The sequence below is a fragment of the Rhodococcus sp. CH91 genome (assembly GCF_022554085.1).
Classification (GTDB): Bacteria; Actinomycetota; Actinomycetes; order Mycobacteriales; family Mycobacteriaceae; genus Rhodococcus.
Window position 1 is genome coordinate 459,395 of sequence record NZ_JAKFYR010000002.1, and the last position, 14,862, is coordinate 474,256.

At 68.0% G+C, this 14,862-nt stretch carries 17 protein-coding genes; 8 read left to right on the forward strand and 9 right to left on the reverse strand.

What is annotated here, in order from left to right:
- Positions 1 to 5: 5 nt before the first annotated feature.
- From MOM01_RS05805 to MOM01_RS05815, 3 genes are all read right to left on the reverse strand, one after another.
- Complete coding sequence (locus MOM01_RS05805; protein WP_241384427.1) at positions 6 to 803, reverse strand: peptidylprolyl isomerase; 798 nt, start codon at positions 801 to 803, stop codon at positions 6 to 8.
- Between the two features lie 175 nt (positions 804 to 978).
- Positions 979 to 1,761: a peptidylprolyl isomerase gene (locus MOM01_RS05810; protein WP_241384428.1), complete on the reverse strand. Its 783-nt coding sequence runs from the start codon at positions 1,759 to 1,761 to the stop codon at positions 979 to 981.
- Complete coding sequence (locus MOM01_RS05815) at positions 1,761 to 2,636, reverse strand: peptidylprolyl isomerase (protein ID WP_241384429.1); 876 nt, start codon at positions 2,634 to 2,636, stop codon at positions 1,761 to 1,763. Before MOM01_RS05815 ends, MOM01_RS05810 begins: the two co-directional genes overlap by 1 nt.
- 149 nt (positions 2,637 to 2,785) lie before the next feature.
- Here MOM01_RS05815 and MOM01_RS05820 point away from each other — a divergent pair, with 149 nt between their 5' ends.
- From MOM01_RS05820 to MOM01_RS05830, 3 genes are all read left to right on the forward strand, one after another.
- Entirely contained in the window at positions 2,786 to 3,469 is a 684-nt protein-coding gene (locus MOM01_RS05820; protein ID WP_241384643.1) for an MBL fold metallo-hydrolase, read from the forward strand.
- Positions 3,470 to 3,531: 62 nt separating this feature from the next.
- Positions 3,532 to 4,806: a histidine--tRNA ligase gene (gene hisS / locus MOM01_RS05825; protein ID WP_241384430.1), complete on the forward strand. Its 1,275-nt coding sequence runs from the start codon at positions 3,532 to 3,534 to the stop codon at positions 4,804 to 4,806.
- Positions 4,793 to 5,437 carry a hypothetical protein gene (locus MOM01_RS05830; protein ID WP_241384431.1) on the forward strand — a complete coding sequence of 215 codons (645 nt, stop codon included), beginning with the start codon at positions 4,793 to 4,795 and terminating at the stop codon, positions 5,435 to 5,437. The genes hisS and MOM01_RS05830 overlap by 14 nt, the downstream gene beginning before the upstream one ends.
- An 8-nt stretch (positions 5,438 to 5,445) precedes the next feature.
- Here the strand turns inward: MOM01_RS05830 and MOM01_RS05835 are convergent, their stop codons facing one another.
- Both MOM01_RS05835 and MOM01_RS05840 read right to left on the reverse strand, forming a co-directional pair.
- A complete protein-coding gene (locus MOM01_RS05835; RefSeq protein ID WP_241384432.1) occupies positions 5,446 to 6,672 on the reverse strand; it encodes a hypothetical protein in 1,227 nt (408 codons plus the stop codon).
- Positions 6,672 to 7,007 carry a type VII secretion target gene (locus MOM01_RS05840; RefSeq protein WP_241384433.1) on the reverse strand — a complete coding sequence of 112 codons (336 nt, stop codon included), beginning with the start codon at positions 7,005 to 7,007 and terminating at the stop codon, positions 6,672 to 6,674. The genes MOM01_RS05835 and MOM01_RS05840 overlap by 1 nt, the downstream gene beginning before the upstream one ends.
- 195 nt (positions 7,008 to 7,202) lie before the next feature.
- Between MOM01_RS05840 and MOM01_RS05845 the strand changes: the two genes are divergently transcribed.
- On the forward strand, positions 7,203 to 8,231 hold the full coding sequence (locus tag MOM01_RS05845; RefSeq protein ID WP_241384434.1) for an Rv2578c family radical SAM protein: 1,029 nt from the start codon (positions 7,203 to 7,205) through the stop codon (positions 8,229 to 8,231).
- A gap of 38 nt (positions 8,232 to 8,269) precedes the next feature.
- On the opposite strand, the gene MOM01_RS05850 is transcribed toward MOM01_RS05845, so the two are convergent.
- Together MOM01_RS05850 and MOM01_RS05855 are read right to left on the reverse strand one after the other, a co-directional pair.
- Positions 8,270 to 8,713 (reverse strand): acyl-CoA thioesterase, encoded by a 444-nt coding sequence (locus MOM01_RS05850; protein WP_241384435.1) that lies wholly within the window; start codon positions 8,711 to 8,713, stop codon positions 8,270 to 8,272.
- Between the two features lie 100 nt (positions 8,714 to 8,813).
- A complete protein-coding gene (locus MOM01_RS05855) occupies positions 8,814 to 9,293 on the reverse strand; it encodes a MarR family winged helix-turn-helix transcriptional regulator (protein ID WP_241384436.1) in 480 nt (159 codons plus the stop codon).
- Between the two features lie 116 nt (positions 9,294 to 9,409).
- On the opposite strand from MOM01_RS05855, the gene MOM01_RS05860 reads away from it, so the two are divergent.
- On the forward strand, positions 9,410 to 10,435 hold the full coding sequence (locus MOM01_RS05860) for a pirin family protein (RefSeq protein ID WP_241384437.1): 1,026 nt from the start codon (positions 9,410 to 9,412) through the stop codon (positions 10,433 to 10,435).
- The gene (locus MOM01_RS05865) at positions 10,432 to 11,199 is read left to right on the forward strand and encodes a pirin family protein (RefSeq protein WP_241384438.1); all 768 of its coding nucleotides are present in this window, start codon (positions 10,432 to 10,434) and stop codon (positions 11,197 to 11,199) included. Before MOM01_RS05860 ends, MOM01_RS05865 begins: the two co-directional genes overlap by 4 nt.
- Before the next feature lie 72 nt (positions 11,200 to 11,271).
- Here the strand turns inward: MOM01_RS05865 and MOM01_RS05870 are convergent, their stop codons facing one another.
- Positions 11,272 to 12,285: a hemolysin family protein gene (locus MOM01_RS05870; protein ID WP_241384439.1), complete on the reverse strand. Its 1,014-nt coding sequence runs from the start codon at positions 12,283 to 12,285 to the stop codon at positions 11,272 to 11,274.
- Positions 12,278 to 13,645 carry a hemolysin family protein gene (locus tag MOM01_RS05875; protein WP_241384440.1) on the reverse strand — a complete coding sequence of 456 codons (1,368 nt, stop codon included), beginning with the start codon at positions 13,643 to 13,645 and terminating at the stop codon, positions 12,278 to 12,280. Before MOM01_RS05875 ends, MOM01_RS05870 begins: the two co-directional genes overlap by 8 nt.
- Positions 13,646 to 14,058: 413 nt before the next feature.
- Here MOM01_RS05875 and MOM01_RS23015 point away from each other — a divergent pair, with 413 nt between their 5' ends.
- Entirely contained in the window at positions 14,059 to 14,181 is a 123-nt protein-coding gene (locus MOM01_RS23015) for a hypothetical protein (protein WP_277609369.1), read from the forward strand.
- A gap of 188 nt (positions 14,182 to 14,369) precedes the next feature.
- The gene (locus tag MOM01_RS05880) at positions 14,370 to 14,804 is read left to right on the forward strand and encodes a DUF4383 domain-containing protein (protein WP_241384441.1); all 435 of its coding nucleotides are present in this window, start codon (positions 14,370 to 14,372) and stop codon (positions 14,802 to 14,804) included.
- Positions 14,805 to 14,862: the final 58 nt, after the last annotated feature.

Sequence of the window (14,862 nt, forward strand, 5' to 3'; positions counted from 1 at the left end):
CCTCCTCACCGGACGTTCCCGATCACCACGGGGGTGGTGGGCGCACCGCCCCCGATCGGGCTCGATCCGTCGTGCCCGTGCGCGGCAGCCGCCTCGAGCACCGCCATCCCGGCATCGTCGATGCGGCCGAACGCCGTGAAGTCGGGGCGCAGCAGGGAGTCTCCGAGCAGCAGGAAGAACTGGCTGCCGTTGCTGTTCTCGACCCCGGCGTTGGCCATGGCGACGGTTCCGCGCGGATAGAGCACCGCCGGTGGCAGATAGGACGTCTCGGCCTCCGCCGTGAACTGCGGCACCGGATACTCGTCGGCGAAGGTGTATCCGGGCCCGCCCGCTCCCGTGCCGGTGGGGTCGCCGCACTGGTAGAGCTGACCACCGGGATCGGTGGAGAGCCGATGGCACGACGTTCCGTTGTAGAAGCCGCGCTTCGAGAGGTCGACGAAACTGTTGACGGTGCACGGCGCCTGGGTGCGATCGAGCACCAGCGGAATCGCTCCGATCGAGGTGTCGAGAGTGAGCTCGACGATCCCCACGGTCGAGGCGGAGGACGGCGGGAGCACACCACCCTGACCGGCATAGGTGCATGCGACGGTCGGACCCGGCGGAGCGGGCACGTCGGGAAGTCCGCGGTAGATGGACAGATCACGCGGGGGAGCGGAGCGCGGCTGAGCGACCTCGGCGACCGGCGTGGTCGCGGGAGGTGTCTCGTCCGAGCAGCCGCCGAGAAGTGCGGCGGCGACTGCGAAGCAGAGCGGGGCGGCGATGCGGAGACGAAGCGCGCGCCGACCTTCGGTGGTGTGGATCACAGCACCGGAAGTTATCGGAACCGAGCACAGCCGCATAGGGGCCGGGAACAGTTCTGGTGACAATCACCCTCTGGATCACCCGCGAACGCGCGGCGGATCGTGCGAACGACGACGTCCCGCCCCCGGGGGCCGGGACGGGACGTCGTACAGGGTGGATGTGCGCGAGCGCCGGGAATCAGGACCCGACGGTCACGGACTCGATATCGACCGAGCGATTGGGGGCACCGTCTCCGACGCGACTCGAGTTATCGGTACCTTCGGCGGCGATCTCCTCGATCACCGTGAGCCCCGCCTCGTCGATCGTGCCGAAGACCGTGTAGGCAGGGGAGAGTTCGGAATCCTCGTACACCAGGAAGAACTGGCTGCCGTTGCTGCCGGGCCGGCCCGTGTTCGCCATCGCCACCGTTCCGCGCGGATAGATCACCGGCTGTCGCAACTGGGGGTCACCGGACGAATAGAGGTTCTCCGGGTACTCCGTGTCGAAACCGTAGCCCGGGCCGCCCCTCCCGGTGCCCGTCGGATCGCCGCACTGCAGCACCTGCAGTCCGGGCGAGGTCACCAGGCGGTGACAGGGTGTGCCGTCGAAATAACCCTGCTCCGCGAGGGAGACGAAGCTGTTGACGGCGCAGGGCGCGGCTGCCCGGTCCAGATCGACTCCGATGACGCCGGCGCTGGTGGTGATCTGCGCGGGGAGGGTGCCGGTGGCGGCGACGTCCTCCGCGGCGGGAGCGCGCACATCCCGTGCGGCGTCTCCGGACGGCGAGTAGTCGCACGAAACGGGATCTCCGCCGGTGGGACGGTCGGGCAACTCGCCCGTATAGGCCGGAGACTGCCGGCTGTCGGCCGAGGCCGCCGACGACGAGGTCGCCGCGGTGTCGGTGGAGGCGTCGTCGGAGCACCCCGTGAGGAGGAGGGCGAGGCCGACGCCGGCCGCGAGGGTGGTGCGCAATCGGATCATCAGTCCATCCTCACCGATGTGAGGGTGGTCTCGAGCGCGGGGGCACCGTCGGTCGCTCCACCCGCGACACCTGCCGCGGCGATCTTGTCGAGGGTGGCGAGTCCCGTCTCGTCGATCGTGCCGAAAACGGTGTACTGGGGCGGAAGCACCGAATCGCCGTACACGAGGAAGAACTGGCTTCCGTTGGTGTCCGGACCGGCGTTGGCCATGGCGAGGGTGCCCCGCGGGTAGGTCGCCGGTTCCTGCGCCGCGGGGTCGTCCGCAGCGAACTGATCGGTGGGAAACTCGTTGGCGAACTGGTAGCCGGGGCCGCCTGCCCCGCTACCCGAGGGGTCACCGCACTGGAGGACCTGCAGCGACGGAGAGGTCGTCAGCCGGTGGCAGGTGGTCTCGTCGAAGTAGCCCTGGGAGGCGAGCGACAGGAAACTGTTGACGGTGCACGGTGAATCGTCGTTGCGCAGGATCAGGCCGATGTTGCCCTGGCTGGTCTCCATACTGACGCTGATGTCGGTGTTTCCCTCACCGGTGGTGCGAATGCCTTCCGTCCGCGGGGGTTCGGCCGGTTTCGACGCTTCGCGCCCGTCGGCGGGATACGCGCAGTTCACCGTCTCGGGCAACGGCTCGGCGCGGCCTGCGGGGAGTGCGGCGTAATCGGACTCGCTCTCGGTGACCTCGGTGCCTGCGGCCTCGGTCGCGGTGTCGTCGCCCCGGTTCACCGCCCACAAGGCGACACCTGCACCGACGACCACGATCACTCCGAGCGCGGACAGTGCGATCGTGGTGCGGCGGCGCTTGCGCTCGCGTTCGGCGCGGCGCTCGAGTTGCCGTTCGAGTTTTCGTTTCGCGGCTTGGCGGCGTTGTGCGTTGCTCGGCACTGCAGTAGTCCTCCCGTGAACGATCCGTGGGGTCCGACCGACTTCGAAGCCCACACGAGTCTGCCACCCGGGACCGAGGACCCGCGGGCAGGGCGCAGCGCATAGTCTGTAGGAGACCGCGATGGCTTACACCCGTAGGAGCGATGCTCGTGCTCGTGACCGGATTCCCTGCCGGGATGTTCCAGACCAACTGCTACATCCTCGCCCAGGAAAATGCGAAGGAGTGCGTCGTCGTCGACCCCGGTCAGGACGCCGCCGAGCCGCTCGTGGAATTCCTCACCGGATCCGATCTCACACCGCGGGCCGTCCTGCTCACGCACGGGCACCTCGACCACATGTGGTCCGCTCAGCCGGTCGCCGACCGATTCGGAATTCCGGTGTACATCCACCCCGACGATCGCATGATGCTCACCGATCCACTGCAGGGCATGGGCTCGAGTCTCGCGCCCTTCCTCGACGGCGTCGAGTTCGTCGAGCCGCAGCAGGTCGTGGAGTTCGGTGACGGAGACGAGATCGAGCATGCCGGGATTGCGTTCGTGGTCGACCACACCCCGGGGCACACGCGCGGATCGGTCGTCCTGCGCACCCGCACCACCACCCCGGACGGGACCGAACTGAACGTCGCGCTCACGGGCGACACCCTGTTCCAGGGATCGGTCGGACGGACCGATCTGCCGGGCGGCGATCACGCGCAGTTGCTCGAGTCCATCGCGCGCAAGCTTCTCGTGCTGGACGACAGCACCAACATCCTGCCGGGGCACGGCGGGTCGAGCACGATCGGGCAGGAGCGCGCCTCCAATCCGTTCCTCGCCGGCCTGGCAGAATCTCGCTGACGCGCGATCTCGCGCGATCCGTTCGGCGAAGATCCGAGAGACACCGAGAGAAGGCAGTACCAGTGAGCAAGGCCTCCACGTTTTCGGCGCCGAAAGGTGTGCCCGATTACGTTCCCCCGCAGTCCGCGGAATTCGTGGCGGTGCGGGACGGTTTGACCCGCGCAGCGCGCCTGGCGGGCTACGGGCACATCGAACTGCCCATCTTCGAGGACACCGGCCTGTTCGCTCGGGGTGTCGGTGAGTCCACCGACGTCGTCACCAAGGAGATGTACACCTTCGCCGACCGGGGTGAGCGTTCGGTCACGCTGCGTCCCGAAGGCACCGCGGGTGTGATGCGAGCGGTGATCGAGCACGGCCTCGACCGCGGACAGCTGCCCGTGAAGCTGTCCTATGCCGGACCGTTCTTCCGGTACGAGCGTCCCCAGGCGGGTCGTTACCGGCAGCTCCAGCAGGTCGGCGTCGAGGCGATCGGCATCGATGATCCGGCGCTCGACGCGGAGGTCATCGCGGTCGCCGACGCCGGCTTCCGGTCACTCGGCCTGGACGGTTTCCGCCTCGAGATCACCTCCCTCGGCGACGAGACCTGCCGCCCGCAGTACCGGGAGCAGCTGCAGCAGTTCCTGTTCGCGCTCCCGCTCGACGACGAGACCCGGCGCCGCGCCGAGATCAACCCACTGCGGGTGCTCGACGACAAGCGTCCCGAGGTGCGCGAGATGACCGCGGACGCGCCGCTCATGCTCGATCACCTCTCGGGCAGCGCGCGGGCGCACTTCGACGAAGTACTCGCCCATCTCGACGCGATCGGCGTTCCGTACGTCGTCAACCCCCGGATGGTGCGTGGTCTCGACTATTACACCAAGACCACCTTCGAGTTCGTGCACGACGGTCTCGGCGCCCAGTCCGGTATCGGCGGCGGTGGCCGCTACGACGGGCTCATGGAACAGCTCGGCGGTCAACCCCTGTCGGGCATCGGTTTCGGGATCGGGGTCGACCGCACGGTCCTCGCGCTCGCGGCCGAGGGTAAGTCTGCGGGCAACCCGGCACGGTGCGAGGTGTACGGCGTGCCGATGGGGGACGCCGCCCGAGGCGCGCTCGTGCCCATCGCGCACCGCTTGCGCGATGCGGGAATCCGCGTCGACCTGGCCTACGGTGGCCGAGGACTCAAGGGTGCGATGAAGGCGGCCGACAAGTCCGGTGCCGTTGTCGCTCTCGTTCTCGGAGATCGTGAACTCGAGGCAGGCGAGATCGTCGTCAAGGATCTGCGCAACGGCGAGCAGCACAGCGTCGCACTCACGGACGTGGTCGCCCGTGTGGGTGAGGTCGTTGCCGGGGCCTGACGATCGGGCCGGCGCCGCCGTCTCGCTCGACCTGATTCCCGCAGAACTGCTGCGCCCCCGGGCACGTCGGATCACGCTGATCACGCTCCTCGTCGGTGCGGTCCTCGGAGTGCTCGTCTGGATCGTCGCGCCGGGCTGGGTGGCTGTGCTCGTGGGAGCCGTCGTCGGGTTGCCTCCGGCGCTGGGTGCCTTCCTCGCCACGCGTCGGCATCTGCGCCTGCGCGGCACCGTGGTGACATTGTCGGGTGTCTTCCGTTCCCGCAGTGTCGACCTCGCGTCTCTCGCCGGGGTCGAATTGCTCGTCAGGGTGGCCGGAGTGTCGCAGGCGGTACTCCGCGTCAACGACGGTCGGCACAATCTCGTGTCCGTGCCACTGGCCCTCTACACGAAGGGCGGTGGCCGGGAACTCGACGTGCTGGCGCTACGGAAACTCGCCGACGCACTCGCCGCCAGTGAGATAGCGCCGGCGGCGGCCGTCTCGTCGGTGCTCGTCGAACAGTTACGGGCGGAGGCTCGCGACGCCGCTCTCGACGAACGCCCCCTCTACCGGGCCATCGACCTCGCGGTCCGTGCGGGCAGGACTCCACAGACGACGCTGACCGACCATGAGGTGGCCTCGCTCGTCGAGTGACGATCCGGTCACCGGTCCTCGCACCCCGCTCCGATCACTGCGGGAACGACGAGCGGCAGGTCGCCGACGACCGCGGTACCGGCCGCGGCGACACCGAGAACGCGTGCGGGGGAGCGGCGTTCCTCGTCCTCGGGCGCGCGGGCGGGCGTCGCCGGGATCATCCCCGCACCGGCGGGTGCCCTGCCCGTGGAGGCCGCGCCGCCGGTCGGGAGCATGTCTCCGCGGGAGGCCGGTCCCGTCGGGAGGGGCGCGGCTGCAGGAAGACTCGTCGTTCCGGAGCCGGCTCCCGCCGCTCCGTGACCGGACACTCCCGTGGGGAGTGTGCCCGCGACGCCTGCCCCGACACCGGCTGAAGCCGTGATCGCGTTGGTGTGGGCGGTGGGCACAGTCGGCGCGTACGAGCTGGGAAGGGTCGCGGCATGGGTGCCGGCGGGCGTGAACGGTGCCGCGGTGCTCGCGGCCACGTCTGTTGCGGCAGTGGCGATCGTGTGGACCTGCGGTGTCCCCGCTGCGGTGCCGACCGGCGCCGGAACGGGCACGGGCGCGGTCAGGGTGCTCATCGCTGCGGTGTGGACGGCGAGTTCCCCACGTGTGCGGGCCACGACGACCAGCGCCGCTCGGAGGTGCTGCGCAGCGGAGGCCAGCAAGGCCGCCTGGCCGGGCGGGGTCGCCAGGGCGGGCGCGGTCGCGACGGCTGTGGCCACGAACGACTGTGCGATTCCCGTCAACTCGACGTTGCCGCGCCGGACACTCGCGGTGGCGGCACGTGTGACCTCGCCGATGCGATCGCCGCGGTCGGCCAGTTCGACGGCGGCCTGTTTCGCACGCACCGCGTGGTCGGCGGCCTCCTCGGCGGTGGCACCCTCCCACGACTCGGCAAGTGCGTGCAGCGCACTGCGCCCGAGTGCGGTCGCTGTGTCGAGCAAGCGGGATGCCTGGTGCAGGACGGACGCCGGATCGAGGGATTCGAGAATGCCCGTGCCGAACATCGCGCCGAGTTCGATCAGCGGCCGCACCATCGCGTCGAGTTCGGGAAGCGCGGGAACCGGAACGGACTCGAGCAGTTCGACGATCGACTCGGCATCGACGGCGGGCAGGCCGGGTTCGGGCAGAACCGGGGCCGGCAACGCGGGCAACGGCAGGTCGAGGACCGGACCGGCGGGCGAGGCGCGAAGAGCGTCGAGGACGGTCGGCGGCGTCACCGGACCTGCGGGGGAGGTGGTCGATCCGGTCATCACAGATCTCCCGTCGTGCAGGCGAGCGCTGTGGCCGTCCCGGCATCCGCGGACTCGTATCCCGCCGCGGCCTCGTGCGCTGCAACTCCGTTGGAGGCGTAGGCCGTCGACAGGTGTGCGACAGCGCGGCTGTGCTCGGACTGCGCCACCGCGAAGACTGCGAGGAAGTCTCCGCCGATCAGCCCCAGTGCCGGGTCGAGTGCCGAGATGTTGGCGCCGAGATCGATCGCTCCGGCCTGTGCAACGTGCTCGGCCGCTCGAAGATTCGTGGTACCGAATGCTCGAATTCCGTCGGGTACCACCCGGATTCCGGCACCGGGAAACAGACCGCTCATCGAACCCCCCTCGAAGATCAGTGTGGCGAGCACTGTAGCTCGAGCGATCGGGTGCGGCTACCGGCTGAATCTCCGCCTGTGGACAACCCGACGAACCGGTGATGAATTCGTTGCAGCGCGACTGCGTTCTCGCCGGTCGGTGCGAATCCTACTCGAACTGTTGACAGCTGTTCGCACACATGTTCGACTTGAACCATGCGATGGGCGGGCCAGGTGGTGGACGCGGACGACGGGGCTCTTCCCGGTCTCGAGCGGGCCGGGCTCGTGCGCAGTGTGTGCACGCCCGAGTTCGAAGGGGTCACCTTTCACGAGGTGTTGTGCAAGAGTGCGCTCAACAGGACTCCGCAAGCGTCCCGGCTCCCGTTCCGATACACCGTCAACACATTCCGCGGGTGCACGCACGCCTGCCGTTACTGCTTCGCCAGGCCCACGCACGAGTACCTCGATCTCGACGCGGGTCACGACTTCGATTCGCAGCTGATCGTCAAGACCAATGTCGCAGCCGTGCTCCGGCGCGAACTCGCCAGGCGTTCGTGGAGCAGGGAGCACGTGGCGCTCGGTACCAACACCGATCCTTATCAGCGGGCCGAGGGCCGCTATCGACTGATGCCCGGGATCGTCCGCGCGTTCGCGGAATCCGGCACACCCTTCTCGATCCTGACCAAGGGCACACTGTTGCGCCGCGATCTTCCGCTGCTGTCCCTCGCGGCCGGGCAGGTCGACGTGTCGGTCGCCGTGTCGCTTCCGATCGGCGATCCCGAGCTCGCGGCGCGGATCGAGCCGGGCACACCGTCTCCGAAGGCCCGCCTCGACCTCGTGAGGGCCGTGGCGGCCGCCGGTCTGCCGTGCCACGTGATGGTCGCGCCCGTACTGCCCTTCCTCACCGACTCGCGGCAGCACCTCGACGCCTTGTTCGGCTCCATCGCCGCGGCCGGGGCGTCGGGCGCGACCGTCATCCCACTGCATCTGCGGGGGTCGACGCGTGGCTGGTTCCTGTCGTGGCTGGCCCAGGAGCATCCCGCCCTGATGCGCCGTTATCGGCAGCTCTACGGCCGCGGCGCATACGTTGCTCCCGAATATTCACGCCGGCTGAACGAACGGGTAGGCCCACTCCTCGAACATCACGGGCTCGTACCGGAGCGCTCTACTCGTGGCGATGCCGCCGGCACACGGTGCGGCAGCGACTCGACGCCGGACACCGGCGCTGCACTCACGCTGTTCTGAGAGAGTGGTGGCCGCTGTGAGGTCGTCGGCGCCAGACCTCACTCCGTGTACGCGAGGCGGAACTTCTCCAGCGCGACCCGGGAGTCGTCGGGGACGGGACGCGAACCTCCTTCGGCTGCGGTGCTCACATCCACCGAGTCGGCGAGCGCGACGCACCGATCCTTCTGGAACAGCGCCGAAGCGATCACGAGGGAGGACGTGCCGATGTGCTGGACGCCGGTGGCGACGACGATCTCGTGCGGATAGAACACCTCGGCGAGGAAGTTGATCTCGATCTTCGCGAGAACGGCGCGTTCGAAGGGATGCCGGCCGCCCAGCACGGAGGAGACCGACTCCATCACCATCACCCGGGCCTGCTCGAAGTAGCGCGCGATGGAGACGTTGTTGATGTGGCCGAGTGCATCGGTGTCGCCGAACAGCGGCGTGATCGTGCGCCGCAACGGATACGGGTCGAGCGAGGTTCGTCGCGGGTCGTGACGCATCGGAATACCGCCTTCGGGATCATGATCGTGACCCGGCCAACATATCCGCCCCGGTGGTCCGGGTCCGGGAGGGGCGTCTCCGAAGACTACGAGGGGTGATCTACAGGGTGGCCGAGGCGCGGCGGCTGTCGGTCATGCGAGTGCGCATGCGGTCGAAGGCATCGGCCATGCGGGTGACGTCCTCGGGAGAGAGGGTGTCGAACATGTGTTCGCGGACCGCTTCGACGTGCGGGGGAGCGGCGTCCGCGAGTTTCGCGAAGCCCGCCTCGGTCAGTTCGGCCCATGCGCCGCGACGGTCGGATTCGCACTCGACGCGCCGGACCCACCCCGCGCTCTCCATGCGGGAGACCGCGCGGGTCATACCGCTGCGGGTGGTGGTGCTGGCGTCCGCGAGATCGCGCATCCGCATCCTGCGCTCGGGAGCGTCGGACAACAGGGCCAGGATTTCGAAGTCGGTGAAGGAGATGTCGGAATCTCGCACCAGTTGCCTGTCGAGATTCTGGACCAGCAGGCGGGTCGCCTCCAGATAGGCGCGCCACAATCGCTGTTCCTCGGCGTTCAACCAGTTCGCTTCTCCCATGATCCCCAGTGTACCGTCGTTAGTTGACTCAGCAATCAAATGTGACACACATCGGGCAAGCGAATGTGACCCACACTGGAGCAGACCGACGCTGCGACCGAGAGGAGTCGAGCGGCATGAGCAACACCGACAACCACCCCGACGAGATCCGCTGCCGGACGGCGGACACGCCCGTCGGCGACCTGCGTCACCCCCGGGTGGACGTCATCACCTCGCGTGAGGTGCCACTCGGCGGCCCCCGGGCGATGCCCGTCCGCCGCACGCTTCCGCAACGCCGACGCTCGCTCATCGGCGCGTGGTGCTTCGTGGACCACTACGGGCCCGACGATGTCGCCCGCACCGGCGGCATGGACGTCGCACCGCATCCGCACACCGGACTCCAGACGGTCTCGTGGCTGTTCACCGGGGAGATCGAACACCGCGACAGCCACGGCGTACACGCACTGGTCGAGCCGGGGGAGGTGAACCTCATGACCGGCGGCCACGGGATCTGTCATTCGGAGGTCTCGACCCCGGCGACGACCACCCTGCACGGTGTGCAGTTGTGGGTGGCGCTGCCCGACGCGAACCGCGACGCCCCCCGCGACTTCCAGCACCACGTACCGCCTGTCGTCCGTCTGCCCGGCGCCGACGTGAAGGTCTTCCTCGGTTCGCTCGCCGGCGAAGTCTCGCCCGTGACCACCTTCACCCCGCTCCTCGGAGCGGAGATCGTTCTCGACGCCTCCACGCACATCACCCTCGACGTGGATCCCTCCTTCGAACACGGGGTACTCGTCGACAACGGCACGATCGAACTGTTCGACACGGTGCTCGGCTGCGCAGAACTCGGCTACGTCGGAACCGGTGTCGCCACTCTCGAACTGACCAACACGAGCGACGCACCGGCGCGCATCGTTCTTCTCGGCGGAACGCCCTTCGGCGAGGAGATCGTGATGTGGTGGAACTTCGTCGGACGAGACCACGACGAGATCGTCGCCTTCCGGGAGGAATGGGAACGCGAGGCCGACCGATTCGGTAGCGTCGCGGGCTATTCGGGGAAGGTCGCCCGACTTCCGGCGCCGGCATTACCCCACGCGCGTATCCGTCCCCGCCGCAATCCACCCTCCGAAGATCCGAACGGCCGGAAGCAGGACCACTCGTGAGCATCCCCCCGATTCTCGATGTACGTCGTGCGGACGACCGCCTCCACACGACGATCGACTGGCTCGACTCGAGGCACTCCTTCTCCTTCGGCCACCACTACGACCCGGACAACACGCATTTCGGCGTGCTCATGGTCAACAACGACGACATCGTCCGTCCGGGAGCCGGTTTCGACACGCACCCGCATCGAGACATGGAGATCGTCACCTGGGTCCTGCGGGGTTCGCTCGTCCACCAGGACTCGACGGGCAACTCCGGAGTGATCTACCCGGGGCTCGCGCAGCGGATGAGCGCGGGAACCGGAATCCTGCATTCCGAGAAGAACGACTCGTGGCGCTACACCGCAACGGCCGAGAGGCACGACGAGCCCGTGCGTTTCGTCCAGATGTGGGTGCTGCCGGACGAAGCGGGCATCGAGCCGGGATACGAACAACTCGAGATCGACGACGAACTGCTCACCGGTGGTCTCGTCCCCGTCGCGTCCGGCATGGACCGCTACGCCGACCATTCCGCGATCCGGATCCGTAACAGGCATGCGGCCATGCACGTGGCCCGCATGCGACCCGATCGTCCCGTGATGCTCCCCGACGCCCCGTTCGTGCACGTCTTCGTCGCGCAGGGGGAAGCCGCGCTCGAAGGCGTCGGACACCTGGCCGAAGGAGATGCCGTGAGGGCCACCGGTGACGGCGGCCGGCAGCTCACGACGGCCACCGGTGCGGAGATCGTCGTGTGGGAGATGCACGCCGCGCTGGGCCGGTCCTGACGGGACATCGCCACCCCCGACAGCGACGGCGGGCCCGTCCCGGGATCCGGGACGGGCCCGCCGTCGCTGGTCTCAGGTCGTGGCGGCGCTGATCGGGAGCAACCTCGCCAGGACGTCCGAGAGGGTGATCAGACCCACGATCCGGCCGTTCGCCGTGACCGTGACCAGGTGGTTCCTGGTCTCCCGCATCGTGGACAGAGCCTCGTAGACCGGAGTCGCGGCGTCGATCGTCAGGGCCGGCCGCATCAATTCGGCCGCGGTGGTACCCGGCGCGGCCTTCAGGCTGTCGCGCACGTGCACGACACCGTCCACGTGACCGTTACCGCGCACGAGCAGCCGAAGATGGCCGGTGCGGTAGGCCGTCTCGCGGATCTCCACGAGCGTCGAGTTCGGCTTCACGCTGCTCGGATCGGCCTGTGCCGTCACGATGTCGCCGAGGGTGAGGGTCTCGAGTTCCAGAGCGCTGCTCAGGTGCCCGTGATAACGCTCGTCCAGCGTTCCGACCGTTGCCGAATGTTCGACCAGATGACGCAGAGCGTCGGGATCCTGGCCCTCGGCGACCTGATCGACCGGAGCAACGCCGACCTTCCTCAGGCACCAGTTCGCCATGTGGTTCAGGCGGACGATCACCGGCCGGGTCAGCCACATGAACGCCCGCATCGGAAGCGCCAGCATCGTGGCGGACTTCTCCGGGTGCGCGATCGCCCACGACTTCGGGGCCATCTCGCCGACGACGAGGTGGAGGAACGTCACGATGATCAGCGCGAGGACGAAGCCGGCCACGTCCGCAAGCCACAGCGGTGCTCCCCAGCCCTCGAACAACGGGGTGAGCCAATGGTGCACCGCGGGTTTCGTGGTCGCACCGAGTGCGAGCGTGCACACGGTGATGCCGAGCTGCGAGCCTGCCAGCAGCACCGACAGTTCCGAGGCGCTGCGCAGCGCCGCGCGTGCGGACCGGCTGTTCGGTGCGGCGTCCTCCAGCCGATGCCGCCGAGCCGCGATGAGTGCGAACTCGACCGCGACGAAGAACGCACTGGCGGCGATCAGGCCGATCGTCACGACGACGACCACCAGGGGATTACTCATCGTCGGCCACCTCGTCGGTCAGTACGGTCACGTGCACGGAGGACGGCACATGCTTGTCGATCTCGCGTACCTCGGCCACGAGAGTCCTGCGGACAGGGCCCTGACCGTGCAGGAGATCGGCCGGATCCGGCTCCAGTGCGATGCGGACGGTGTCGCCCACCTCGGGAAGTCCTCCGAACTCGGTGATGACCAGGCCGGCCAGCGTCTCGTAGTCGCCCTCGGGCAGATCGTGCTCGAGGGTGCGGGCGACCTCGTCGAGGTGCGCCTCGCCTCGGACGAGCCAGCCGTCGCCCACCGGGCGGATGACCTCGGTGTCGACGGCGGGGTCGTGCTCGTCGGCGATCTCGCCGACCAGTTCCTCCGCGATGTCCTCCAGGGTGACGACACCGGCGAAACCGCCGTACTCGTCGATCACCAATGCCATCTCGTCCTGCTCCCGCGCCAATTCGGTGAGAACATCCGGGAGTGCCAGTGTGGCCGGGACGATGACGGGCGGGCGGCACACCGTCGCGGCCGTGCCGGCCGGCGTGTCGAGTGCGAGCAGGTCGTGCAGATGGACGACGCCACGCAGATCGTCGGAGGAGGTGCCGACCACGGGGTAGCGGGTGTGGCCCTTGCTCATCTTGTCGAGGATCGTCGCGACCGGTTCGTCCAACTCCACGACGTCTACCCGTGAACGCGGAATCATCGCGTGTTCGGCGGTGCGAGTGGGGAATTCGAGGATCCGGTCGAGAAGGGTGGACAACTCCGGCGGGAGTTCGCCCGTCTCGCGGGAGGCGGCGACGATGTGCTCGAGGTCGCGCGGGGTGGCCGAGTGCTCGACGTCGTGCACCGGTTCGATCCGCAGTGCACGCAGCAGGAGATTCGACGACGCGTCGAACAATCTGATCAGCCAGCCGAACACTGCGAGATATGCACTCGTGGACAGGGCGAGCCACCGGGCGACGGGCTCCGGGCGGGCGATGGCGAGGTTCTTCGGGACGAGTTCGCCGAAGACCATCTGGACCACCGTCGAGAAGAGCACCGCCAGTACCGTGCCCACGGCGACGCCTACGGCGGTGGGAATGCCGACGCCGCCGAGCAGTTCCCCGAGACCGCTACCGATCAACGGCTCGGCGACGTAGCCGACGAGCAGACCCGTGACGGTGATGCCGAGCTGAGCGCCCGAGAGCATGAACGATGTGCGCCGGGTGACCGAGAGCGCGCGAGCGGCGGCGGTGTCGCCGTTTTCGGCGCGGGCCTTCAGGCGGGAGCGGTCCACGGCCATGTACGCGAACTCTTGCGCGACGAAATAGCCGGTCAGGGCGGTGATGGCGAGAACGACGAGAATGCCGAGCCCGATTCCGAGCGCCGTCAGCACGGCAGGAAGCGGGATCGGGTGACGAGGTGGTCGTCACTACTGGGCGGGACGGGTCTTCGAGGTTTTCGCTTGGGGCGTTTCATGACTCTTTCGGAGGTCGGTACGGGCAGGATGCACTCACAGGATAGGACGCGTGGATACGGCCGAAAGTTCCACCCACCTCGACGTGGGGTCGGTCACGCCGGGATCTCGGATTGCATCGGCGCCGACCGAATTGTCCGGAAAGGGTTATTGCGGACCGCCGCGGCGATATCGCCGGATTCCGGAGTGTTGCCCTTCTCTTCGCAGGTAGGAGCACTCGAACCGTGGCGACTCCCTTCTCGTGCTGCGCGTGGGCGGAATTCGGGTAACAATATGAATGCGTGACGGCACGGTCGTCACGCATTCGTTGTAATCCACCGAGGGGAGAAACCGTGCCTGCACTCGAATTCCTGGTCGACTTGTTCAGCAACCTGTCCGATCTGTTCAGTGCGCTGGACTTCTTCACCGGCTCCGCTGACGCCGCCGGTGACGCATTCGGCAGCAGCCAGGCCTGACACGCCGATCGGCGAGGGCCCGCGAGTGTGCTCGCGGGCCCTCGTCGTCTCTGCCTCCGGAAATGAAGTCCGGCGACCGAACGTTTGGGTGGGAGCCATCAGGGCTACCCGGTCGGTGCAATTCGGACGTTTTCGATGAGAGGACGCGAATCATGGCATCACATTCCCCACGCCCCACCCGGAGTTCGATGACCGCCACTCCGGTACAGACCGCCGCGCTCGTGGTAGGCGCGGTGTTTCTCCTCGTCGGCATCCTGGGATTCATCCCGGGTGTCACAGCGGACTACGACCAGCTCTCCGGAGCAGGACACCATTCCGAGGCCATGCTCCTCGGAATCTTCCAGGTCTCCATCCTGCACAACATCGTGCACCTGCTGTTCGGCGTCGTCGGTATCGCCGCCGCCCGGGCAGCACTCGCCTCCCGCAGCTACCTGATCTTCGGCGGCGCCGTCTATCTGGTGCTCTGGCTCTACGGGTTGATCATCGATCAGGGCAGCGCCGCCAACTTCGTGCCCGTGAACACTGCGGACAACTGGCTGCACTTCGTTCTCGGAATCGGCATGATCGGTCTCGGCGTGCTGTTGACGCGAACGCAGACGACTCCGGGCGCCGTGCGACCCTGAGCGAGAACGAGACGACCATCCGGAGAATGTGACGGGGCGTCGGACCGGCGTCCGATCA

What these genes read in the sequence shown, in the direction of transcription:
- MOM01_RS05880 (WP_241384441.1), top strand. Translation starts at nt 14,370, where the DNA reads ATGACCGCCACTCCGGTACAGACCGCCGCGCTCGTGGTAGGCGCGGTG.
- MOM01_RS05855 (WP_241384436.1), bottom strand. Translation starts at nt 9,293, where the DNA reads ATGGGAGAAGCGAACTGGTTGAACGCCGAGGAACAGCGATTGTGGCGC.
- MOM01_RS05860 (WP_241384437.1), top strand. Translation starts at nt 9,410, where the DNA reads ATGAGCAACACCGACAACCACCCCGACGAGATCCGCTGCCGGACGGCG.
- MOM01_RS05870 (WP_241384439.1), bottom strand. Translation starts at nt 12,285, where the DNA reads ATGAGTAATCCCCTGGTGGTCGTCGTCGTGACGATCGGCCTGATCGCC.
- MOM01_RS05840 (WP_241384433.1), bottom strand. Translation starts at nt 7,007, where the DNA reads ATGAGCGGTCTGTTTCCCGGTGCCGGAATCCGGGTGGTACCCGACGGA.
- MOM01_RS05810 (WP_241384428.1), bottom strand. Translation starts at nt 1,761, where the DNA reads ATGATCCGATTGCGCACCACCCTCGCGGCCGGCGTCGGCCTCGCCCTC.
- MOM01_RS05845 (WP_241384434.1), top strand. Translation starts at nt 7,203, where the DNA reads ATGCGATGGGCGGGCCAGGTGGTGGACGCGGACGACGGGGCTCTTCCC.
- MOM01_RS05850 (WP_241384435.1), bottom strand. Translation starts at nt 8,713, where the DNA reads ATGCGTCACGACCCGCGACGAACCTCGCTCGACCCGTATCCGTTGCGG.
- MOM01_RS05835 (WP_241384432.1), bottom strand. Translation starts at nt 6,672, where the DNA reads ATGACCGGATCGACCACCTCCCCCGCAGGTCCGGTGACGCCGCCGACC.